Source organism: Pandoraea sp. SD6-2 (assembly GCF_000389825.1).
In the GTDB taxonomy this organism is placed as follows: domain Bacteria; phylum Pseudomonadota; class Gammaproteobacteria; order Burkholderiales; family Burkholderiaceae; genus Pandoraea; species Pandoraea communis.
Genome location: NZ_KB944439.1, coordinates 1 through 21,624, shown reverse-complemented (window position 1 = coordinate 21,624; position 21,624 = coordinate 1). Strand labels below are relative to the sequence as shown.

Annotated in this window: 19 protein-coding genes; 5 read left to right on the top strand and 14 right to left on the bottom strand. The window is 63.9% G+C overall.

Annotated elements, in window-relative coordinates:
- Positions 1-115: 115 nt before the first annotated feature.
- The 8 genes from C266_RS11160 to C266_RS11125 all read right to left on the bottom strand — a co-directional run bounded on the left by C266_RS11160 (position 116) and on the right by C266_RS11125 (position 9,815).
- Entirely contained in the window at positions 116-934 is an 819-nt protein-coding gene (locus C266_RS11160) for a M55 family metallopeptidase (RefSeq protein ID WP_010806358.1), read from the bottom strand.
- A 24-nt stretch (positions 935-958) separates the two neighbouring features.
- Positions 959-2,065: a P1 family peptidase gene (locus tag C266_RS11155; protein ID WP_010806357.1), complete on the bottom strand. Its 1,107-nt coding sequence runs from the start codon at positions 2,063-2,065 to the stop codon at positions 959-961.
- Positions 2,066-2,084: 19 nt separating this feature from the next.
- Positions 2,085-2,993 (bottom strand): glutathione ABC transporter permease GsiD, encoded by a 909-nt coding sequence (gsiD, locus tag C266_RS11150; RefSeq protein ID WP_010806356.1) that lies wholly within the window; start codon positions 2,991-2,993, stop codon positions 2,085-2,087.
- Between the two features lie 10 nt (positions 2,994-3,003).
- Complete coding sequence (gene gsiC / locus C266_RS11145; RefSeq protein WP_010806355.1) at positions 3,004-3,924, bottom strand: glutathione ABC transporter permease GsiC; 921 nt, start codon at positions 3,922-3,924, stop codon at positions 3,004-3,006.
- Between the two features lie 97 nt (positions 3,925-4,021).
- On the bottom strand, positions 4,022-5,581 hold the full coding sequence (gene gsiB / locus C266_RS11140; protein ID WP_010806354.1) for a glutathione ABC transporter substrate-binding protein GsiB: 1,560 nt from the start codon (positions 5,579-5,581) through the stop codon (positions 4,022-4,024).
- A gap of 199 nt (positions 5,582-5,780) precedes the next feature.
- The gene (locus C266_RS11135) at positions 5,781-7,667 is read right to left on the bottom strand and encodes a dipeptide ABC transporter ATP-binding protein (RefSeq protein ID WP_036662656.1); all 1,887 of its coding nucleotides are present in this window, start codon (positions 7,665-7,667) and stop codon (positions 5,781-5,783) included.
- 82 nt (positions 7,668-7,749) lie between these two features.
- The gene (locus tag C266_RS11130) at positions 7,750-8,706 is read right to left on the bottom strand and encodes an isoaspartyl peptidase/L-asparaginase family protein (RefSeq protein ID WP_010806352.1); all 957 of its coding nucleotides are present in this window, start codon (positions 8,704-8,706) and stop codon (positions 7,750-7,752) included.
- Entirely contained in the window at positions 8,703-9,815 is a 1,113-nt protein-coding gene (locus C266_RS11125) for a MurR/RpiR family transcriptional regulator (RefSeq protein ID WP_010806351.1), read from the bottom strand. The genes C266_RS11130 and C266_RS11125 overlap by 4 nt, the downstream gene beginning before the upstream one ends.
- A gap of 418 nt (positions 9,816-10,233) precedes the next feature.
- Here C266_RS11125 and C266_RS27900 point away from each other — a divergent pair, with 418 nt between their 5' ends.
- A complete protein-coding gene (locus tag C266_RS27900) occupies positions 10,234-10,626 on the top strand; it encodes a hypothetical protein (RefSeq protein WP_010806350.1) in 393 nt (130 codons plus the stop codon).
- Here C266_RS27900 and C266_RS11115 read toward each other — a convergent pair.
- The 3 genes from C266_RS11115 to C266_RS11105 all read right to left on the bottom strand — a co-directional run bounded on the left by C266_RS11115 (position 10,600) and on the right by C266_RS11105 (position 13,609).
- Positions 10,600-11,157, bottom strand: a complete 558-nt coding sequence (locus C266_RS11115; RefSeq protein ID WP_010806349.1) for a YggT family protein — start codon at positions 11,155-11,157, stop codon at positions 10,600-10,602. The two genes, C266_RS27900 and C266_RS11115, sit on opposite strands and share 27 nt — an antisense overlap.
- A 64-nt stretch (positions 11,158-11,221) precedes the next feature.
- A complete protein-coding gene (locus C266_RS11110; protein WP_010806348.1) occupies positions 11,222-12,385 on the bottom strand; it encodes an enoyl-CoA hydratase/isomerase family protein in 1,164 nt (387 codons plus the stop codon).
- Positions 12,386-12,475: 90 nt separating this feature from the next.
- Positions 12,476-13,609 (bottom strand): acyl-CoA dehydrogenase family protein, encoded by a 1,134-nt coding sequence (locus tag C266_RS11105; protein ID WP_010806347.1) that lies wholly within the window; start codon positions 13,607-13,609, stop codon positions 12,476-12,478.
- Between the two features lie 434 nt (positions 13,610-14,043).
- Here C266_RS11105 and C266_RS11100 point away from each other — a divergent pair, with 434 nt between their 5' ends.
- From C266_RS11100 to C266_RS11085, 4 genes are all read left to right on the top strand, one after another.
- Entirely contained in the window at positions 14,044-15,705 is a 1,662-nt protein-coding gene (locus C266_RS11100) for an acyl-CoA synthetase (protein WP_010806346.1), read from the top strand.
- A 32-nt stretch (positions 15,706-15,737) separates the two neighbouring features.
- Positions 15,738-16,505 (top strand): 3-hydroxyacyl-CoA dehydrogenase, encoded by a 768-nt coding sequence (locus tag C266_RS11095; protein WP_010806345.1) that lies wholly within the window; start codon positions 15,738-15,740, stop codon positions 16,503-16,505.
- A 143-nt stretch (positions 16,506-16,648) separates the two neighbouring features.
- Positions 16,649-17,659 carry an AraC family transcriptional regulator gene (locus C266_RS11090; protein WP_010806344.1) on the top strand — a complete coding sequence of 337 codons (1,011 nt, stop codon included), beginning with the start codon at positions 16,649-16,651 and terminating at the stop codon, positions 17,657-17,659.
- Between the two features lie 617 nt (positions 17,660-18,276).
- Positions 18,277-18,672: a transposase gene (locus C266_RS11085; RefSeq protein ID WP_010806343.1), complete on the top strand. Its 396-nt coding sequence runs from the start codon at positions 18,277-18,279 to the stop codon at positions 18,670-18,672.
- Positions 18,673-18,826: 154 nt separating this feature from the next.
- Here C266_RS11085 and C266_RS11080 read toward each other — a convergent pair whose 3' ends face one another.
- From C266_RS11080 to C266_RS11070, 3 genes are all read right to left on the bottom strand, one after another.
- Entirely contained in the window at positions 18,827-19,930 is a 1,104-nt protein-coding gene (locus C266_RS11080; protein ID WP_010806342.1) for an NAD(P)/FAD-dependent oxidoreductase, read from the bottom strand.
- A 128-nt stretch (positions 19,931-20,058) separates the two neighbouring features.
- Entirely contained in the window at positions 20,059-20,991 is a 933-nt protein-coding gene (locus C266_RS11075; RefSeq protein WP_010805493.1) for an electron transfer flavoprotein subunit alpha/FixB family protein, read from the bottom strand.
- 16 nt (positions 20,992-21,007) lie between these two features.
- The coding region (locus tag C266_RS11070) for an electron transfer flavoprotein subunit beta/FixA family protein (protein ID WP_010806341.1) at positions 21,008-21,624 on the bottom strand (617 nt) is incomplete at its 5' end.

Here is a 21,624-nt window from a genome sequence, read left to right as displayed (position 1 = left end):
CGATCACAAACCATCGAGACGCCAACCAGCGCGATGCTTCCGGCAGAACCATGGAACATTGCCGGCCACGACGGGCACTGTGGCACTCAATACCCTCGGAACCAGGCGACAGCCACTACCTCAGCATGAACGACATGGCGGACAGGCAGTTCAACACCCGCACCGCCGCTTCGACGCTCGGCGCCACATATTGGAGCGTAACACCGTCGACACGTTCAAGCGTGGGCCATTGGCAGAAGAGATCGGCCAGCGCCGTTGTCTGCGCCTGAAGACGCACTTCGACGGGTGTTTCCACCTGATACGTGTGCCACTTGCGCGGTTGAGCAAGCGACGCCTTCGCCGCGTCGCGAATCAGGTCGCATGACTGGCTCGGGCTGAGCGTCATGCCGCTACCCTGCCCCCACGCCGCCTTCGTTTGCACGAAGCGCGCGTGCGGGAAGATCAACTGTGTTTCCTCGCAGAAAACGTCGTCGCCGCTCGCCATGACCATCGGCACGCCACGTTCGCCCGCGAGCGCGCCGTAGAGCATGGCCTCGCTCGCTTCCACGCCCCCCAGCCATACGCGCGCGAAGGCGAAGCTGTTGATCGTGTGCGCCAGAATGCCTGCGCTTTGCGCCTTGCCGTGGTAGCCGATCATGAACAGCGCGTCGCAGCCCGCTTCCACCCCGGCCACCATGCCGAGATAGCGCGGCTTGCCCAGCACGAGGCGGGCACGGGGATCGAGGTCGTCCGGCAGCAGGTTGCGAAATCCGCCGTGCGAGTCGTTGACCATGACTTCGGTCGCCCCGCCCGCGAACGCCCCTTCGACGGCCGCATTGGCTTCGCGCGTCATCCAGCGGCGCGCCCGTTCGTACTCGCCGTTGCCCGGCCGGGTCTGTTCGGCGTGAAAGACGCCCGCGACGCCTTCGATGTCGGTGGAGATCAGGATGCGCATGATGTCAGCAATAGAGGAAGAGGCTCACAGCGTCGCCCAGTCGGGCAGCACGTCGGCAAGTGCACGCCGCACGTGGCCGTCGCGCCCGAGCACGGACTCGGCCGCAAAGAGCGCGTGCAGGATCGCCTGCTCGGTGGCGTCGGCCGTGGCCTGAAAAATCGGATCGAGTTGTGTGTCGGGCACGAGGGCCGCAGGGGCGACGCGCCCCATGGCGTCATACGGCACCGTGTAGCCCGTTGTGAAGGCAAGCGCGACGTCGCCGCTGCCATGACCGTACACCGAGCCGGTACGCGCCAGTCCGGCACCGGTGCGCGTGGCGACGCGACGCAACTGCCGCGCATCGAGCGGCGCGTCAGTGGCGACCAGCATGATGATGGAGCCGCGCTCGGGTGCTGCACTTTGCTCGGGCTGCGCAAGACGCTCGTCGAGCACCGGCCCGACGTGACGCCCCGCGACGGTCAGTTGCGAGGCACGGCCGAAGTTCGACAGCACGAGAACACCGACGGTGAACGTCTGCCCCGCCGTCTCCACCATACGCGACGCGGAACCGATACCGCCCTTGAGACCAAAGCTCGACATGCCTCGCCCGGCGCCAACGGCCCCCTGCTCAACCTCGGACGATGCGTTCGCCAGTGCCTGCGCATAATGCGCCTCGGTCACGGCGAACGCCTGCATATCGTTCAGATAACCGTCGTTACATTCGAGAACGGTCGGATTGAGCGACGGGCCGCCGCGCCCGATATCGGGGTTCGCTGCGAGTGCCGCGCGCAACTGGCCAAGTACCACATGACTCACGGAAAACGTGTTGGTCAGCGCCACAGGCGCTTCGATGACACCGAGTTCATCGATCTGCATGAGACCGACGCTCTTGCCAAAACCATTGATGACGGCCGCCGCCGCCGGGATCTTGGTGCGGAACGGGTCCCAGCGGGCGTCGGGAGCGGTCGCCGCCGCGTCGGCGGGTGTCGGGCACACCACCGTCACCCCCGTCTGCAACGGTCCGTCCGCGAGCGTGACATGACCGACGAAAACGCCCGGCACATCGGTGATCGCATCGCGCGCGCCGGCGGGCAGATGCCCGACGTATGGCGCACCGAACAAGGCTTCGCGAAGGTCTGACGATGGGGTCATGTCGCGCTCCCGGTCGAAATCAATGGCGATCGAGCTTGGGATCGAGCGCGTCGCGCAGGCCGTCGCCCAACAGATTGAACGCAAGCACGGTCAGGAAAATGGCCACGCTCGGAAAGATGGCGATATGCGGCGCGTTGACCATATCCGCACGCGCCTCGTTAAGCATCGCGCCCCACTCGGGCGTGGGCGGTTGCGCCCCCAGGCCGAGGAACGACAGGCTCGCGGCGGTGATGATCGACGTGCCGATACGCATTGAAAAATACACCACGATGGACGACACCGTACCTGGCAGAATGTGCCGCATGATGATCGTCCAGTCCGATGCCCCGATGGAGCGCGCCGCTTCGATGTACGTCAGATGCTTGAGCACGAGCGTGTTGCCGCGCACGAGCCGTGCAAACGCCGGGATCGAGAAGATGGCGACGGCGACGATCACGTTGATCATGCCGTTCCCCAGCACGGCCACCACGCCGATGGCGAGCAGAATGCCCGGGAAGGCGAAGAGCACGTCGGAAATTCGCATGACGATGCGATCCCACCAGCCCTCGTAATAGCCGGCGAGCAGCCCGAGCACCGTGCCGATCACAGCGCCAAGCGCGACCGAGCCGAAACCGGCGGCCAGCGAAATTCGCGTGCCCGCGAGCACGCGACTGAAGATGTCGCGCCCCAGCGAATCGACGCCGAACCAGTGAGTCGCCGAGGGGCCGGCGTTCAGCGCATCGTAGTCGAAGAAGTTCTCCGGGTCGAACGGCACGAGGTGCGGCGCCAGGATTGCGACGATGACCAGTACCAGCACGAATGCCCCGGCAACCAAGGCGATGTGTTGTTTCTTGAATTTGCGCCAGAATTCGCGCCACGGCGTGCGTACGCGATCGCTGCCGGCAGCGGCTGCGGTGTTGGTGGCAGTAGTCGGTTGACCCGCGTTCATGATGCGTGCCTCACTTGTAGCGAATGGTCGGGTTGATGACGGCGTACAGCACGTCGACCACGAGGTTGATCAAAATGAACTCCAGCGAGAACAACAGTACCAGCGCCTGAATCACCGGGTAGTCGCGCATCTCGACCGAATCGATCAGGAGACGTCCGAGCCCCGGCCAGTTGAACACGACCTCGACGACAATCGAGCCGCCGAGCAAGAAGCCGAACTGCAAACCCATCATGGTGACGACGGGGATCATGGCGTTACGCAGGGCGTGCTTGAACACCACGTGCATTTCGTTGAGGCCCTTCGCGCGCGCCGTGCGCACGAAGTCTTCATGAAGCACTTCGACGAACGCCGAACGGGTGAAGCGCGCCATCACGGCCGCCACCGCCGCCCCGAGCGTGATCGAAGGCAGGATGTAGCTCCGCCAGGAGTCGGCGCCCATCGTGGGCAGCCATCCGAGCTGCACCGAGAAAACCTGCATCAGCAGCATCCCCAGCGCGAATGCCGGGAACGAGATGCCTGACACCGCGAACGTCATACCCAACCGGTCGGGCCAGCGATTGCGCCAGACGGCGGACGCCACGCCCAGCCCCATGCCAATGACCACCGACCAGATCATGCTCACCAGCGTGAGCCACAACGTCGGCAGGAAGCGGCTGCCGATCTCCTCCGAGACGGGCTGCTTGCTGCGCATCGACAAACCGAAGTCACCCCGCAGGGCATGCGTGATGAAGTGTGTGAATTGCGTGAGCAGCGGCTTATCGAGGCCGAGATCCTGACGCACCAGCGCCACGGTCGCCTCGTCCGCCTGCGGGCCGGCGGCCAGACGCGCCGGATCGCCCGGCAACATGTGCACGAAGCCGAACACCAGCACTGCCACGATCAGCAGCGTGGGGATCAGGCCGAGCAGGCGTTTGAGAAAGTAATTGAGCATCGCAGTCTTGCCGAACGTCTTGCCAAACCATGTCTTGCGGTAAACCGCGCCACCCGCCGGAGCGGCGGCGCGGGCACTTCACACTTGCGCGTGATGCTTACTTCATCGAAATGTCGGTGAAGTTGAACGAGCCGTCAGGCATGGTGTACACGCCCGACAGGTTCTTGTTGCGTGCGTACAGCAGCTTTTCCGTCACGAGGAACGCCCACGGCGCATCGTTCCAGATCTTCTGCTGCGCGTCCGTGTAGAGCTTGATCTTCTCGGCACGGTCGGTGGTGAGCAACGCCTTCTTGAGGTCGGCATCTACCGCGTCGTTCTTGTAGTACGCCGTGTTGAACAGCTTCGGCGGGAACGATTCGGAGGCCAGCAGCGGACGCAGCGCCCAGTCGGCTTCACCCGTCGACGACGACCAGCCCACGTAGTACATGCGCACCGGGGCCTTGTCGGGGTCCGGTGCCGACTCGACCAGCTCGACACGTTGACCGGCTTCGAGCGCGCGCACCTGCGCCTTGATGCCCACTTGCGCCAGTTGCTGCTGCACGAACTGGATCACCTTTTGCGCGGTCGTGAACGTGTAGGCCGACCACAGCGTGGTCTCGAAACCGTTCGGGTAACCGGCTTCCTTGAGCAGTTCCTTCGCCTTGGCCGGGTTGTACGGCCACGGGCCGGTCTTGGTCGAGAAGTCGACGCCCTTCGGCACCACGCCTTCAGCCGGCGTGGCGTAGCCCGAGAAGGCCACCTTCACCAGCGCTTCCTTGTTGATCGCGTAATTGATGGCCTGACGCACGCGTACGTCGTCGAACGGCTTCTGCTTCGTGTTGAAGCTCACGTAGCGCTGGATGATCGACGGGCCGGCGATCACGTCGACCTTGCCACTCGCCTTCAGGCCGTCGGCTTGCTCATACGGCACCGGGAAAGCGAAACCTGCTTCGCCCGTCTGCATGACAGCGGCGCGCGTGTTGTTGTCGACCACCGGCTTGAAGGTGATCGTGTCGACCTTCGGATAGCCCTTCTTCCAGTAGCCGTCGAACTTCTTCACCTTCACGTAATCGGTGCGGTTCCATTCGACGAACTCGAACGGACCGGTGCCGACCGGGTGCGAAGCGATGTCCTTGCCGTACTTCTTGAGGGCTTCGGGCGAAATGATGACGGCCGACGGGTGAGCCAGCGTATTGATGAACGGCGAGAACGGCTCTTTGAGCGTGAACTTCACCGTATGGGCATCGACCGCTTCCGTCTTGGCGATTTCCTTATACAGGTTGTAGCGCTTGAGCTTGTTGTCCGGATTCGTCACGCGGTCGAAATTCGCCTTGACGGCGGCGGCATCGAAAGTCGTGCCGTCCTGGAACTTCACGCCCGACTTGAGCTTGATCGTGTAGACGAGACCATCCGGCGAAACCGTATAGCTATCGGCCAGCACGTTGACGAGTTTCATGTCCTTGTCGAAACCGAACATGCCCTCGTAGAACGACTTGGCGACCGCCTGCGACAGCGTGTCGTTGGCATCGTATGGATCCATCGTCGTGAACGTCGACTGCACGGCCATCACGACATCCTTGGCGGCGAACGCCGGCGCTGCACTGAGCACGGCGCAGGTCACGGCGACGGACGCGAACGCGGTTTTCCAGCGAGCGCCCAACAAAGCGTTTTTCGACATCTGTCTTTCTCCTTCTGGTCTGACGGGGTCGCCGCGAGCGAGTCGTAGGACTGCTTCCCTTGGCGGACATTGTGGTGATAACTAGAGCTGCAACTGGGTACTGCCTGAGCTACCGGGGAATCACTCCCCAGGGGAAACCATGCCGGTGAACGCAAGCCCGCACATCTGGCCGCGCCGCCGCATTCGCCGGGTCACCGGTTCAATACGCGCCCGCCACGCGGTGACGCGCCACGAAGTGCCCCGCGCCGACTTCCACCAGCGGCTGCACCTGCGGTTCGTCGCCGACCGCGCGGATCGGACTCGGAATTTCTTCCGTCAACAACTCCCGCTTGGCGTGACGGCGCGCCGGATCGGCGATCGGCACCGCCGACATCAGCTTCTTCGTATACGGGTGTTGCGGGTTCTCGAAAATGGCGCGGCGCGGACCGATCTCGACAATCTGGCCGAGGTACATCACCGCGACCCGATGGCTGATACGCTCCACAACCGCCATGTCGTGCGAAATGAACAGGAACGCGATGCCGAACTCCTTTTGCAGGTCGAGCATCAGGTTGATGATCTGCGCCTGTACCGAGACATCGAGCGCCGAGACCGATTCGTCGGCGATCACGACCTTGGGCTTGAGCGCCAGCGCGCGCGCAATGGCGATGCGCTGACGCTGGCCGCCCGAGAACTCATGCGGATAGCGTTGTGCGTAATCGGCCGGCAGACCAACCCGGTCGAGGAGTTCGGCCACGCGCTTCTCTGCCTCCGCGCCGCTGGCCACGCCGTGCACGAGCAGCGGTTCCATGATCGAGAATCCGACCGTCAGGCGCGGATCGAGCGAAGCGAACGGGTCCTGGAAGATGAACTGGATGTCGCGGCGCAGTGTCTGCAAGGCGCGTCCGGCGAGATCGTGAATCGGCTTGCCGCCGAATTCAATAGAGCCGCCCTGACTGGCGACCAGACGCAGCAGCGCGCGACCGGTAGTCGATTTGCCGCATCCGGACTCTCCCACCAGGCCCAGCGTCTCGCCCGGATACAGATCGAAGCTCACGCGCTCGACGGCGTGCACACGTTGCTTCACACGGCCGAAGAAGCCCGACGGTACGTCGAAGCGGGCCACGAGATCCTTCACGCGCAGAATCGGACCGGCGTCGGTCCGGACGGTCGGCTGCGGCGTTTCGGCAGCGGGCTTGGCGCCGGCCGGCGCGTCGTAGCGCAGCAGCGGGAAACGGGCGGGCAAATCGGTGCCATGCATCGAGCCCAGACGCGGTACGGCGGAGAGCAGCGCCTGCGTGTAGCGCTCGCGCGGCGCTGCGAATATTTCGCGCGAGGGGCCTTCTTCGATTTTGTCGCCACGATGCATGACGAGCACGCGGTCGGCCACTTCCGCCACGACCCCCATGTCGTGCGTGATGAACACGACGCCCATGTGCATTTCGTCCTGCAACGCACGAATCAATTGCAGAATCTGCGCCTGAATCGTCACGTCGAGCGCAGTCGTCGGTTCATCGGCGATGAGCAAGCCCGGCTTGCACGACAGCGCCATCGCGATCATGACGCGCTGGCGCATGCCGCCCGAGAGCTGATGCGGAAAGCGCCCGAGCACGCGGCGCGCCTCGGGAATTCGCACGAGTTCGAGCATACGCAGGGCTTCGGCACGTGCGGACGCCACGTCCTTGCCCTGATGCAGGCGAATGGATTCCGCAATTTGCTCGCCCACCGGGAACACCGGGTTGAGCGAGGTCATCGGCTCCTGGAAGATCATCGCCATGTCGGCGCCGCGAATGCTGCGCATGGTCCGGCCGCTGGCACGCGTCAGATCGACGAGCTTGCCGTTACGGCGGCGCATGATCATCGAGCCTTGCGTGATGCTTCCGCCCCCGTTCTCGACGAGGCGCATCGCCGCGAGCGACGTCACCGACTTGCCGGAGCCGGATTCGCCCACGATGGCGAGGGTCTCGCCACGATCGACATGGAAGGACAGGTCGCGCACGGCCGTGACCACGCGCTCGGACGTCGCGAACTGCACGGTAAGGCCGCTCACGTCGAGCACTCGCTCGTCGGGCAACGAAATCGTTGGGGTTGTCTTGCGCTCTGCCACGCCTGTCCTCGCTAATCTTCGCTTGCTGAATCTGGTGCCAAAGGCCCTGCCGTCAACGGCCGGGCCTGATCTTTCGGGGGCGTTACTCGTGAATAGCCGTCACAGGCGTCTCGCCCACACGAGCCACGCCGCGATACATCCCTTCGGTATTGAACGGCAAAGCCACATTGCCTTGCGCGTCCACCGCGATCAATCCGCCGCGACCGTGCACGCGCGGCAGACGCTCCCGGATCACGCGCTCGGCAGCCTGCGCGAGCGACAGTCCGGCGTAGGCCATCAACGCGCCCACTTCGTAGCAGGCGACGGTGCGAATGAATGCCTCGCCCGTCCCCGTGGCCGAGACGGCCGCCGTGGCATCGTTCGCGTAACAACCCGCGCCGATGAGTGGCGAATCGCCCACGCGGCCAACGGCCTTGTTCGTCATGCCGCCGGTAGACGTGGCCGCTGCCACATGACCGTTGCTATCGCAGGCGACCGCACCGACCGTGCCGAACTTGGTGTCGGGATCGATGGGCTCCTGCTTTAGCGGCATGTCGTGGTCGAGCGCCACAGCGGCGTCGGCCAGCGCACGTTGCCATTGGGCATAACGCGCTTCGGTAAAGAAATAATCGGGCTCGACCAGTACGGCGCCGTTCGCCGCCGCAAAGGCTTCTGCGCCCTCGCCCACGAGCAACACGTGCGGGCTGTGTTCGAGCACCGCGCGGGCGGCGAGAATCGGATTGCGCAAACGATGAACACAGGCGATGGCGCCCGCGTCGAGCGTCGCGCCGTCCATGATCGCGGCGTCGAGTTCATGCGTGCCTTCGTGTGTGAACACTGCACCGCGTCCCGCGTTAAAGCGAGGGCAGTCTTCGAGAAGACGCACGGCTTCGGTCACGGCGTCGAGTGCGGAACCGCCTGCGGCGAGCACGGCCTGCCCGCCGCGCAACACGCCGGCCAACGCCTCGTGATAGGCATTGAGTTCTTCGGGCGAGGTCTCGCGACTGATGGTGCCGGCACCGCCATGAATGGCGATGACCGCGCGTTGGGCGTGACTCATGATGCTTTGTCCTTTCTGTCCTCACTGCCCGGCGCAGTGCGGGGCGTGGCCTGTTGGCCAGGGTTCGGTGCGCCTTGCGTGCCAGCGCTCGCCACAACGGCGGCGTTCGTAAGAGAGTTCGCCGTGGCGTTGGCGGCGGCGGTGCGTTGTGGTGTGACGATCCGCCCGACCACCGGCCCCGCCGGCACATTGGCCGGTGCGCTCGCGCTCGCGCTTGCCGCCGAAGCGAGCGATGCCGAGTCGAGCCACGGCAGCAGGAAATCGGTGAGTTCGGTGGCACGATCCACCGCATGTTTGGCGCGCTGGGCGACGGCATCGCACAGGGCGTCAATGACCGCCAGCACACTCGCTTCCGAGTTGCTCGACAGACGCGGCTTGCTGCGCACGAAAATCACGATATCGCCAAGCGGCGCCAGCGGAGACGTCGGACTGTCCGTCAGCACCATGACGGGTACGCCGCGCCCACGCAGACGGCGGCACAGCGTGATGGTGTCGGACACGTATCGCGGAAACGCGAGTGCGATCACCAGATCGCCCTCGCGCAATTTGAAGAGCTGGCGCGCGGCATGCGTCGATCCCCCGGCACCGACCACCGCCTGCACGTTCTCGCAGTACGGATCAAGGCCATGGTGCAGTAGCCCGGCGAGATATCCGCTCGCCCCCAGCCCCAGCACATAAATACGACGCGCCTGCAGGATCGACTCGACGGCACGCTCGCAAGTCGCGGCGTCGAGCGCACGACGCGTCCAATCCAGATTCTCGATAGCCTGCGCCAGCGACGCGGCCATCACATCAGCACTCGCGCTCGCCTGCGCCTTGCTCGTGCGCAGACTTTCGATCGGCGCGAGCGTGGCTTCATACCCGCGCACCATCGCCGCCCGGCATTGCGGATAGCCGTCGAAACCAAGTGCGCGCGCGAAACGATTGACCGTGGCAAGCGATACGCCGACGGCATCGGCGAATTCGTCGATACGCATGGTCGCCGCACGAAACGTGTTGTCGAGCACGAACGCCGCCATGCGCTGCTGCGCGGGCGTCAGGTCGGGCATGGCGCGCACGATGCGCTCGGTGAGCGGCAGATCGGCGGGCAACGATTCGGCGTCAATCATGAGTCAAGGCAATCCATCGAAGTGAAGGAAAGTATATTTTCATCAGAACCCCGTCAAATGAAAAAAAATATTTCAAATGCCGTCGAGACTTCCCCACATACCCTCCCGGCGTCGCCCAAACCCTGTCAAAACAAGGGGGCTGCGTCACATAGATACGCAAAATACGGGCATACTAGGGAAAACCCGAATGCACGAACTTGCCGGACGTTTTGCGATCCGACTTCAGAACTACGGTGTCACGAGGCGACGGTGTTCTACCGTCGCGAAATCATCAGGCAACGGAACACAGGACTGTCGCGGGACCGCCTGGGGAGGCTTGGCCGGAGGCGAGTCGTAACGTGCGGTAACCATGGCGTAGCCGCAGGCTGACCTCTGCCCGGTACGCTGACGATATGAATTCGCCTCAAGGAGCATGACCATGCTGAGTCCGCATGAAATCGCCACGCTGTTGCTGGCGGCCGCATCCCTTGGCCCCATCGATGCCGACGCGCTCGAGCCACCGGACCTTGCCGCGCTGGAACAAGCGCGTCTGGTGCATGTGGATGTCGAGCAAGGACACGCCAAAGTGATCGTGACCGAAGATGGTCACCGGGTGCTGCGTCGTCTGGGGCTGGAGCGCTCGGTTGGTGAGCGCACAGAAGCACCGCGGCTGACGATGACGATCGCGCGGCGCACGGATCGGGAGGCGGAGAACGGTGTCAGCGGGCGGTCCGCGCCGGCGGAAGCTTTCGCCGGGGAGACCGCCCGTGAATGGCAGCAGGCAGCGGCGCTGCCTGCCGACGCATCAGAGCGTCGCGAAGAACAGGCTTAAGCGGGCGAGCACGATCAGCAGGATCTGCATCAGCAGGAACAGCCCCAGCGGCGACAGATCGAAGCCGCCCATCATCGGAATGACTTTGCGGATCGGGCGCAGCAGCGGATCGAGCAGATGCTGGAGAATCGGCATAGCGGTGGCGCGCGGATTGACCCAAGACAGCACGGCCATCAGCAGCGTGAGCCACATCACGAGGTTGGCGCCCCACTTGGCGACCAGCACCAGCGCCACCAGCAAGCCTCGCGGGAACACCGAGACCGGCGACACCCCCACCACGGCCGTGATCAGCACCAGATAGACGATGGCGCTCAGCCATGCGCCGATCACGCACGCCCAGTCGATCCCGCCGACACCCGGCACCACACGCCGCAACGGCAACACCATCCAGTTCGTGAACTGGAACACTCCCTGTGAGAGCGGATTGCGCGGCGGCAACCGCGTGGCCTGCATCCACGCACGCAACAGCAACAAGGCGCCGAATAGCGAGAAAACAAGGTCTAGCAGCAGACGGGCGATTTCGACGAGCATCTGGACTCCAACGGATTGTGCGGTCCCCCGCAAAACCGGCATTGTCGCATGCGTTTGCCCGAGTTCAATGCTCCCCTAACGCTTTGAGCGGATGACCGTCTTCCGGCCACGGCGAGACAAAGAAGGCATCGGCCTGCGCCGCCGGCACATCCGCCAGCGTGGCATAGCACCAGCGCGGTTGCTTGTCCTTGTCGATCAGCAGCGCCCGCACGCCTTCGACGAAATCACCGGTCGCGAATGCGTGATACCCCAGCACCAGTTCCATCCGGAAGGCGTCGGCCAGATCGAGGCGACGCCCCTTCTGCAATTGCAGGTCGGTCACGCACAGGCTCAGCGGTGAGCGCTGCTGCAACAATGCCAGCGTCTCGGCTGCCCACGGCGTGCGCGCATCGTTGGCAAGCGACGCCACGATGCCTGGCACATCGATGGCGCTGAAATGCCGATCCAGCGTCGCCCTCACCTGAGCGAGCGGCGCGGCGTCCGTCCATGTGCGCCCCAGCGGCAGAATGGCGGCACGCAGTCGCTCGAGCAGATCGGCCGAGTCAGACGTGTATTGCCCCGCAGGGCGCTTCGCCGGGCTTCCCGCCGCACCGGTGCGCCAATCGAATTCACGGAGCATCGCTTTGAGTTGTGCAGGCGCGTCGCCCTCAAGCCAGACATCTGCGAGCCCGCAATACAGCGCATCGGCGGCGTTGACGGTCACACCGGACAGCCCCAGATAGCGCGCCAGCGTCGGCGCCAGATGCCCCAGAAACCAACTGGCCCCGACATCCGGAAACAAACCGATCCCCGTCTCCGGCATCGCCAATCGTGTGCGGTCGGTGGCGATGCGCAGCGCCGCCCCTTGCGCAACGCCCATGCCCCCACCCATCACAATGCCGTCGAGCAATGCGATATACGGCTTCGGATATCGGTGGATCAGATAGTCGAGCCGGTATTCGTCGATGAAGAACGCCTGATGTTCGTTGGCATGATTCACGCGGCTCTCGTAGAGCGCTCGAACGTCGCCCCCTGCACAGAAGGCCTTCTCGCCCGCGCCTTCGATCAGCACCGCCCGCACTGCCGGGTCTTGCGCCCACGCGTTGAGCTGCGCCCACATCGCGCGCACCATGCCGTGTGTGATCGCATTCAATGCACGCGGCCGGTTCAGCGTAATCACGCCGAGTCCATTGACCACCTCGAACAACACTTCGTCTTGCGCCTCAACGGCGTTGTCACGCAGATTCACTCCCCCTCCTCCTTGCGGTGCCCTGCTTCCGGTGGCAGGCACATGCACAATCTTGTGGCAATACGATTCGTAGTGAGTGCCGCGACGCGGTCAGTCCAGCGCGCGTGCAATGACCTGACGCTGAATCTCGCTGGTGCCCTCGTAGATCTGCGTGATACGGGCATCGCGATAATGACGCTCCACCGGATAGTCCTCGAGATAACCGTATCCGCCGTGAATCTGGATGGCGTGCGAGCACACCCACTCGGCAAGCTCGGACGCAAAGAGTTTGGCCTGCGATGCCTCGGACAAGCACGGCAATCCCTGCGTGCGAAGTGCTGCCGCGTGGAGAATCAGAAATCTTGCCGCGTTGATGCGCGTCGTCATGTCGGCCAGCATGTTCGCGATGCTCTGATGCTCGCGAATCGGCTTGCCGAACTGCTGACGCTCACCGGCGTAACGCAGCGCCGCCTCGAACGCCGCGCGCGCCACACCGAGGGCAAGCGCAGCAATGCCGATGCGTCCGCCTTCGAGATTGGACAGCGCAATCTTCAGCCCCTGCCCCGGCTCGCCAAGCATTGCGTCGTCGCCAACTTCACAATCGACGAGGGTAATCGGGCAGGTATCCGATGCCCGGATGCCAAGCTTGTGTTCGGGGCGCCCCACCTCGAAGCCCGGCGTATTCGTTGGCACGATGAAGGCCGAAATGCCTCGCTTCCCGGCTGCCGGGTCTGTCACCGCGAATACGATGGCCATTGCCGCGCGTTTGCCGTTCGTCACGAACTGCTTGCTTCCATTGAGCACCCACTTGTCACCGCGACGCTCCGCACGCGTTCGCAGATTATTGGCTTCCGACCCGGCTTGCGGCTCGGTCAGGCAGAACGCTCCGATCTTCCGGCCGGCAGCAAGATCCGGCAGCCAGCGCTCACGTTGCGCATCCGTACCGAATTTCAGGACCGGTGCGCACCCCACGGAGTTATGCACCGACATCATCGTGGCTGTGGAGGCGCACCCCACGGCAATCTCCTCCATCGCAAGCGCATACGCCGTGTAATCGGTGTACGACCCGCCGTATTGCTCGGGCACCATCATTCCCAACAGCCCGAGTTCCCCCATTTGCGCCACTATCGCATCCGGCAACGCGCAATCGCGGTCCCACTGCGCGGCATTTGGCGCAAGCTGCTCACTGGCAAACGTGCGCGCCATGTCACGAATCATGCGTTGGTCTTCGGTATAGAAATCCATGTTCTGTCTCCTGCGCCCTGACGCTGTCCGAATGGACCGCCGGCGCTTGTGCCATGTCGATGGACCCAGTTTAGGCATCGCACCGCATTGGCACCATAGCCAAAAACGGCAATTTGCATGAGCGGAATTGCCATCGGAGACGTCCGAAACCCGCCCCGGACAAACCCTTAGCGCGTAGGTCAACCCCGAGCGGTATTGTCTGGCAAACCCTTGTCCGGCCTCGCTTTCCCCATCGCCGGAGTGGATAAATCCCTCACGAACTCTGAGCCGTTTGGACATTGCCTGCCGCCGACGCCACGCATTACGATGAATTTCGCCATTGCCCTTGAGCGCTGCGCCCCGTCAAGACGGCGCCGGGGGTGGCCGGCGACGCGCGTCCGAGTCTCTCCATGATAGGCGCGCCGCCGGCCAGCACTGACTACAGGAGACGATCCATGACTGCCGATTACGCCGACGCCTATCGGGCGTTCGATCTCGACGCCGCTGTACGCGCCACGCTCGCAGGCAATCTCGACGCGATGAATGCGTGTGTCGAGTGCTGCGACCGGCATGCACTTCCCGGCCGCATCGCCTTGTTCTGGGAAGGAAAAGACGGCACGAGCCAGACGTGGACGTTCCGGCAATTGCAGACGCTCTCCGCGCGCTTTGCCAACTTCCTGCGCGAACAGGGCGTGCAGCCCGGCGACCGCGTGAGCGGACTGCTGCCGCGAACGCCCGAATTGCTCGTGACGATCCTCGGCACATGGCGTGCGGGTGCGGTATATCAACCGTTGTTCACGGCGTTCGGGCCGAAGGCCATCGAGCACCGGTTGCTCGGTGCGCAAAGCAAGCTCGTGATCACCGACGGAGCCAATCGGGCCAAGCTCGATGAAGTGCCCAACTGCCCGAGCGTCGTCACGGTCGGCGGCCCGCGCGGTCAGGGCGTGCGCCGCGGTGATTTCAGCTTCTGGCACGAGGTCGAGCAACACGCACCGGACTTCGAGCCCGTGCTGCGGCGCGGCGACGATCCGTTCCTGATGATGTTCACCTCCGGCACGACCGGGGCCGCGAAACCGGTCATGGTGCCGTTGCGTGCGATTCTGGCGTTCGCCGGCTACATGCGCGACGCCGTCGACCTGCGCCCCACCGACACGTTCTGGAACATCGCCGATCCGGGCTGGGCCTATGGCCTGTACTACGCGGTGACGGGCCCACTCGCCATGGGCATCCCCACAACGTTTTACGACGGTCCTTTCACCGTCGAAAGCACCTACCGGATCATCGACAAACTCGGCGTTACGAATCTGGCCGGTTCACCGACTGCATTCCGCCTGCTGATTGCGGGCGGCGATCAGGCAGCGGCGCCGCTCAAGGGAAAGCTACGCGCGGTATCCAGTGCTGGTGAGCCGCTCAACCCCGAGGTCATCCGCTGGTTCGCCAACCATCTCGGCGTGACCATTCACGACCACTATGGGCAGACGGAACTCGGCATGGTCGTCTGCAACCACCACGCCCTCGCCCACCCCGTGCAGGCGGGGGCCGCCGGCTTTGCCTCGCCCGGCCACCGTGTGGTCGTGCTCGATGACGACGGGTGCGAATGCCCGGTCGGGCAGCCGGGGGTTCTCGCGCTTGATCGCAAACAGTCACCATTGATGTGGTTCGGCGGGTATTGGGAGCGGGACACGCCAGCATTCGCCGGCGACTACTACCTCTCCGGCGATACCGTCGAGCGAAATGACGATGGCAGTATCAGCTTCGTCGGGCGCAATGACGATGTCATCACGTCGGCCGGGTACCGTATCGGGCCGTTCGATGTCGAAAGCGCGCTGATCGAACATCCGGCAGTGATCGAAACGGCCGTGGTCGGCAAGCCGGACCCGGAGCGCACCGAGTTGGTCAAAGCCTTCGTCGTGCTGCATCCGCAGTTCGCACCGACGGAGGCACTCGCGAGCGAGTTGCAGGCTCACGTCCGGCACCGCCTCTCCACACACGCCTATCCGCGTGAAATCGAATTCGTCACCGAGTTGCCCAAGACGCCGAGCGGCAAGCTCCAGCGCTTCATCTTGCGCAATCAGGAAATCGCCAAGGCCGCGCAGGCGTCGGCCAACGCGGCCTGAGCGCCGCCCTCTTCTTTCAGGAATCGCAACTCATGCAAATTAAGGATCGTGTCTTTCTCGTCACCGGCGCCTCGTCGGGTCTGGGTGCCGCCACGGCGCGCATGTTCGTCGACGCCGGCGCCAAGGTCGTGCTCGGTGACATCAACGCCGAAGCGGGTGCCGCTCAAGCCAACCTGCTGGGCGACGCCGCTCGCTTTGTGGCGACCGACATCACACGCGAGGACGACGTACAGCGTCTGGTCGATACTGCGCAGCACGCATTCGGCGCGCTGAACGGTGCTGTGAACTGCGCAGGACTCGTGATCGGCGAGCGCATCCTGGGCAAGCAGGGCCCGCACCGACTCGACACCTTTGCCCGCATCGTCAACGTGAATCTGATCGGCACGTTCAACGTGCTGCGTATCGCGGCGTCGGCAATGGCCGAGGGCACCGCCGACGCCGAAGGCGAACGGGGTGTGATCGTGAACACGGCGTCCGTCGCGGCGTTCGACGGGCAAATCGGGCAGGCAGCGTATGCGGCATCGAAGGGCGGTGTTGCCGCGCTGACACTGCCCGCTGCCCGCGAACTGGCGCGCGTCGGGGTGCGCGTAGTGACGATCGCACCCGGCATCTTCGAGACACCGATGATGGCGGGCATGACGCCAGAGGTGCAAGCCGCACTGGGGGCCTCGGTTCCCTTCCCCCCACGCCTCGGACGTCCGTCGGAATATGCCGCGCTCGTGCGTCACATCGTCGAGAACACCATGCTCAACGGTGAGGTGATTCGTCTCGATGGCGCATTGCGTATGGCACCGAAGTAAGTCACCGGACGTATCGAGATCCCGCGACACACGCGAAATCGGAAGGCGCCGAGCTAGTTTTCGGACGGCGCCGGAAGCGCCGACAGGGGCCACGCTGCTAGAATCCTTGGGTTCCCCTGCTACGACGTACGGTTTCGCGACGCATGGAAAAAGGCAGCATCTCGATCTATTTCGTTATCAACGCGTTGGCGCATGTCGAGCGACTCGGCGGTGATCCGACGGCATTGCTGCGTGCCGCCGATATTGCACCGTCGTTGCTCGCGCATCCGCAAGCCCGCGTTTCGGCAGATCGCTACGCTCACTTGTGGCGGTTGATCAGTCTCGCGCTCGACGACGAATTCTTCGGACAGGATTCCCGCCGCATGAAGGTCGGCAGCTTCGCGATGCTGTGCTACAGCGTCATCGGTTGCCGCACGCTGGAACAGGCGCTGCAACGTGCTGCGCGCTTCATGGCGTTGTTGCTGGACGATCTTGAAATGCATCTGGTGCGCGACGGCGCGCTCGCCCGGCTCGAAGTGCATGAGCGTGCGGACGCACAAGCGCCGCGCATCTTCGGGCACGAAACGCTCCTGATCCTCTTCTATGCGCTGACGTGCTGGCTGATCGCGCGTCGCGTGACACTGAGCACGGCGTACTTCGCATTTCCCGAACCGGCTTACAGCGACGAGTACCGGACGATGTATTCCCCCCGTCTGGTCTTTCACGCGGCGCATACCGCCATTGAATTCGACGCCGCATGTCTGGATCTGCCCGTGGTGCAGAACGAAGTGTCCGTCAAGGAATTCCTGCGCGCGGCCCCGGCCAACATCATCCTCAAATACAAGAATACGAAAGGCATGGTTGCACGGGTACGCCGGCGTCTGAAGACGATGCCGACCGATGGCTGGCCGGCGTTCGAAGTGCTCGCGGGAGAATTTCACACAACACCATCGACACTGCGCCGGCGGCTCGAAGACGAGGGCCAGTCGTATCAGTCCATCAAGGACCAATTGCGGCGCGATCTCGCCATTCACGCGCTTTGTCACACGTCCAAGCCGATGATGGAGATTGCCCTCTCGCTAGGCTTTGCCGATCCGAGCGCGTTCTTTCGCGCATTCCGGAAATGGACGGGGGTTCGCCCCGGCGATTATCGACGTCAGGCCGTGGAGGCCTGACGGAACGCGACGCTGCGACCGGGGCGCTTTCTCGCCTGATGAGATTCGGTTGCGCCTCTGACAAATCGGGTTGCGCCCATTCTCGCGACATGGTGCCCTATCGGGGCGCAAGCGAGCACCCAACTTGGGCGAGTCGCCTTCGTCGTGAGCCATGCACCGCAATGGGGGTAATTCCGAAGCGCGTCGACTCGCGCTTTTTGTCATCATGGCGCCTGCAAGCTTGACAAGCTGGCGCATGTGGAGCGAGACACCGAAGCCGGGACCGAGAATAAAAAACGATCCGGACTGGCCCAAAGGCACGTATTCCTTTTCTCCTGACGCTTTTGCGATTGCCTATCCCAATAGCCACTCAGGAGCTGCGCCCACCTGCCAAGTGGGCGTTTTTTTGCTGGTTAAACGCTCCCTTCGCAGTGTGGTTCGACCCGCCCTCGGCGTTCTTCACGAGAGAATCCGATGCCCTGGCATGCTTGTTGCTTGTATTTCCAGCATCGGGGAACGACGCCGCCTTGGCCGAGGTTTCATTGATAAGCACGCACCAGATTGCACCGGTACCTGCCAGATCGTGAAGCCCGGACTCGCCCCCTGCGGCGCCTCCGTTTGTTTTGGGTCGAGGTGTTATGTTTACTGAACTGAGCGACGTTGAATGGCACGCCCTGCGTGATCTGATTTGCGACCGACCGGTCCGTACGGAACGACGCGGCCGCCCTCAAGTCGAGCAGCGCACGCTGACCAATGCTGTCTTGTGGGTGCTGTTCACCGGTGAGAGCTGGTCCAAGCTGCCCATGCAGTACCCCTCTGTGCCGACTTGCCGCCGCAAACTCAATGAGTGGCGCGAATCGGGCATGCTCGATACGATCCTGAAACGCCTGCAACAATCGGGCCGCGATATCAGCACCTGCGCAGGTCAAGTCAGCAAGCCGGCCCGCAGCACGCCGTGCGGCGACACCGATCGCCTGCGCGGGGTGTTCTGGACGAACCCGGCGTCGTGGAAGCCACCGGTTGCAATGCGTTGAGCGGCCGCCCTTACGGTTACGCCGCACCGTCATCGCAATCGTTCTCATTCGACAGGAATGTCCGCGCAACGCTCGCGGCACCGCCGAACGGGAATTACGGGGTTAGCCAGATAGCAGCGAATGCGCGAGATGTGACCGCCGGTCACGTCTCGCGTCAAAGTACCGCGCGCACCGCTTCGGCAATAGCCAGCGAGGCTGTGAGGCCGGGTGACTCGATGCCGAACAGGTTCACGAGCCCTGCCACCCCATGTGCCGCCGGCCCGTCGATACGGAAGTCCGCCGCCGCTTCGCCCGGCCCGCTGATTTTCGGTCGAATGCCCGCATAGCCGGGTTGCAACGCGCCGTCTGCCAGCGTCGGCCAATAGCGCCGCACCGCGGCATAAAAACCATCGCCATCTGCCGGATCGACCGTGTAGTCGATCTCGTCGACCCATTGCACGTTCGGCCCGAAGCGCGCTTGCCCGGCAAGATCGAGCGTCAGGTGCACACCCAGCCCGCCCGGCTCCGGCACCGGATAGATCAAGTGCGAGAACGGCGCGCGCTGCGCACACGTGAAGTAGCTTCCCTTCGCGTAATAGCGCCGCGGAATGCGATCGGACGCCAGCCCCGCGAACGTGCGGGCGATGTCGACGGCGTAAAGCCCGGCGCTGTTGATCACCGTGTCCGCGAGCAGTGTCGACATGACGCCCTGCGTCTCGACATCCAGCTCGATGCCATCGGCATGACCGATACGACCGCCGACGACACGCGCGTCGAACGCGAGCATCGCGCCGGCATTCTCCGCATCGCCTTGCAAAGCCAGCATGAACCCATGGCTGTCCACGATGCCCGTCGACGGGGAGAGCAATGCACCAAATGCGTGCAATTCGGGTTCAAGCTGGGTGACTTCATCGGCGCTCAGCCACTGCAAGTCGTCGACACCATTGGCGCGCGCGTTGGCGGCGATGGCCTCGAGTTCACCCACCTGTTGGCCGGTGGTCGCGACGATCAGCTTGCCGCAACGGCGGTGCTCCACCCCATGCGAGGCACAGAAATCGTACAGCCGGTGCTTGCCCTCGACGCATAGCTTCGCTTTGAGGGAGCCGGGCGGATAGTAGATGCCACCATGAATGACTTCGCTGTTACGGGAACTCGTGCCGGTGCCGATCGCACGCTCGGATTCCAGGATGACCACTTCGCGGCCGGCCATGGCCATCGTCCGCGCGACGGCCAGCCCCACCACCCCCGCGCCGATCACGACGCAATCGACCTTGTCCATTGCTATTCCTTAATTACCTTCCGATTCGCATGAAGCCCCCCACCGTCGCCGGCCAGTTTCCTCATGCGGATCGGCTGCGGGACGCGTTCACACGCACGCCCCGCAACCTCACCTGACTCATGACGCGCTTACAGCGCGCCCGTGAGCTCCGGCACGACCGTGAACAGATCGCCCACCAGGCCATAATCCGCCACCGAGAAAATCGGCGCTTCCGGATCCTTGTTGATCGCCACGATCACCTTCGAATCCTTCATCCCCGCCAAGTGCTGGATCGCCCCCGAAATGCCCACCGCGATATACAACTGCGGCGCCACGATCTTGCCCGTCTGCCCCACCTGATAGTCGTTCGGCACGTAGCCCGCGTCCACCGCCGCACGCGACGCGCCCAGCGCCGCACCCAGCTTGTCCGCCAGCGGCTCGAGCACCTTCGTATAGTTCTCGCCGCTACCCAGACCCCGGCCGCCCGAGACGATGATCTTCGCGCTCGTCAGCTCCGGACGGTCCAGCTTCGTCACCTCACGCCCAACGAACTGCGACACGCCCGCGTCCGGCGTTGCCGCCACCGTCTCCACCGCCGCGCTGCCGCCCGTCGCCGCTGCCGGGTCGAACCCCGTCGAGCGCACCGTGATCACCTTCACCTTGTCCGCGCTTTGCACCGTGGCAATCGCGTTGCCCGCGTAGATCGGGCGCTCAAACGTATCCGCGCTGTCGACCTTCGTGATGTCCGAAATCTGCGCAACGTCCAGCAGCGCTGCCACGCGCGGCGCAATGTTCTTGCCATACGCCGTGGCCGTCGCCAGGATGTGCGAATAGTTGCCCGCAATCGACACCACCTCGTCGGCGATGTTCTCGGCCAGCCCGTCGCCGAAGTACGGCGCATCGGCCAGCAGCACCTTCTTCACGCCCGCGATCTGCGCGGCCGCATCCGCCGCTGCCTTGGCATTGCTGCCCGCAACCAGCACATGCACGTCGGCGCCGCATTGCAGCGCAGCTGTCACCGTGTTGAGCGTTGCCGCCTTGATCGATTGATTGTCGTGATCTGCAATTACCAGAATGCTCATCTCGTCGTCTCCCTTCTTAGATGACCTTCGCTTCGGTCTTCAGCTTGTCGACGAGCGCTGCCACGTCCGCCACCTTCACCCCTGCGCTGCGCTTGGGCGGCTCCGCCACCTTCAGCGTCTTCAGACGCGGGCTCACATCCACACCCAGATCCGCAGGCTTGAGCGTTTCCAGCGGCTTCTTCTTCGCCTTCATGATGTTGGGCAGCGTCACGTAACGCGGCTCGTTCAGGCGCAAGTCCGTCGTGATGACCGCAGGCAGCGACAGCGACACCGTCTCCAGACCGCCGTCCACTTCACGCGTGACCTGCGCACGGTTATCCGCCACCGTCACCTTCGAGGCGAACGTCGCCTGCGGCAGCTTCGCCAGCGCCGCGAGCATCTGACCGGTTTGATTCGAGTCGTCGTCGATCGCCTGCTTGCCCAGGATCACCAGTTGCGGCTGCTCCTTGTCCACCACCGCCTTGAGCAACTTGGCCACAGCCAGCGGTTGCAGTTCTTCATCCGATTCGATCAGAATCGCGCGATCCGCGCCGATGGCCAGCGCCGTGCGCAGTGTCTCCTGCGCTTGCGCAACGCCCGCCGACACCGCGATCACCTCCGTCGCCACGCCCGCTTCCTTCAGACGCACCGCTT

Excerpts from the sequence above, each read along its gene's own strand:
- C266_RS11155 (WP_010806357.1), bottom strand. The coding sequence starts at position 2,065 with ATGACCCCATCGTCAGACCTTCGCGAAGCCTTGTTCGGTGCGCCATAC.
- C266_RS11085 (WP_010806343.1), top strand. The coding sequence starts at position 18,277 with ATGTTTACTGAACTGAGCGACGTTGAATGGCACGCCCTGCGTGATCTG.
- C266_RS11105 (WP_010806347.1), bottom strand. The coding sequence starts at position 13,609 with ATGGATTTCTATACCGAAGACCAACGCATGATTCGTGACATGGCGCGC.
- C266_RS11095 (WP_010806345.1), top strand. The coding sequence starts at position 15,738 with ATGCAAATTAAGGATCGTGTCTTTCTCGTCACCGGCGCCTCGTCGGGT.
- C266_RS11160 (WP_010806358.1), bottom strand. The coding sequence starts at position 934 with ATGCGCATCCTGATCTCCACCGACATCGAAGGCGTCGCGGGCGTCTTT.
- gsiD (WP_010806356.1), bottom strand. The coding sequence starts at position 2,993 with ATGAACGCGGGTCAACCGACTACTGCCACCAACACCGCAGCCGCTGCC.
- C266_RS27900 (WP_010806350.1), top strand. The coding sequence starts at position 10,234 with ATGCTGAGTCCGCATGAAATCGCCACGCTGTTGCTGGCGGCCGCATCC.
- C266_RS11125 (WP_010806351.1), bottom strand. The coding sequence starts at position 9,815 with ATGATTGACGCCGAATCGTTGCCCGCCGATCTGCCGCTCACCGAGCGC.
- C266_RS11075 (WP_010805493.1), bottom strand. The coding sequence starts at position 20,991 with ATGAGCATTCTGGTAATTGCAGATCACGACAATCAATCGATCAAGGCG.
- gsiC (WP_010806355.1), bottom strand. The coding sequence starts at position 3,924 with ATGCTCAATTACTTTCTCAAACGCCTGCTCGGCCTGATCCCCACGCTG.
- C266_RS11090 (WP_010806344.1), top strand. The coding sequence starts at position 16,649 with ATGGAAAAAGGCAGCATCTCGATCTATTTCGTTATCAACGCGTTGGCG.
- C266_RS11080 (WP_010806342.1), bottom strand. The coding sequence starts at position 19,930 with ATGGACAAGGTCGATTGCGTCGTGATCGGCGCGGGGGTGGTGGGGCTG.
- C266_RS11115 (WP_010806349.1), bottom strand. The coding sequence starts at position 11,157 with ATGCTCGTCGAAATCGCCCGTCTGCTGCTAGACCTTGTTTTCTCGCTA.
- gsiB (WP_010806354.1), bottom strand. The coding sequence starts at position 5,581 with ATGTCGAAAAACGCTTTGTTGGGCGCTCGCTGGAAAACCGCGTTCGCG.
- C266_RS11130 (WP_010806352.1), bottom strand. The coding sequence starts at position 8,706 with ATGAGTCACGCCCAACGCGCGGTCATCGCCATTCATGGCGGTGCCGGC.
- C266_RS11100 (WP_010806346.1), top strand. The coding sequence starts at position 14,044 with ATGACTGCCGATTACGCCGACGCCTATCGGGCGTTCGATCTCGACGCC.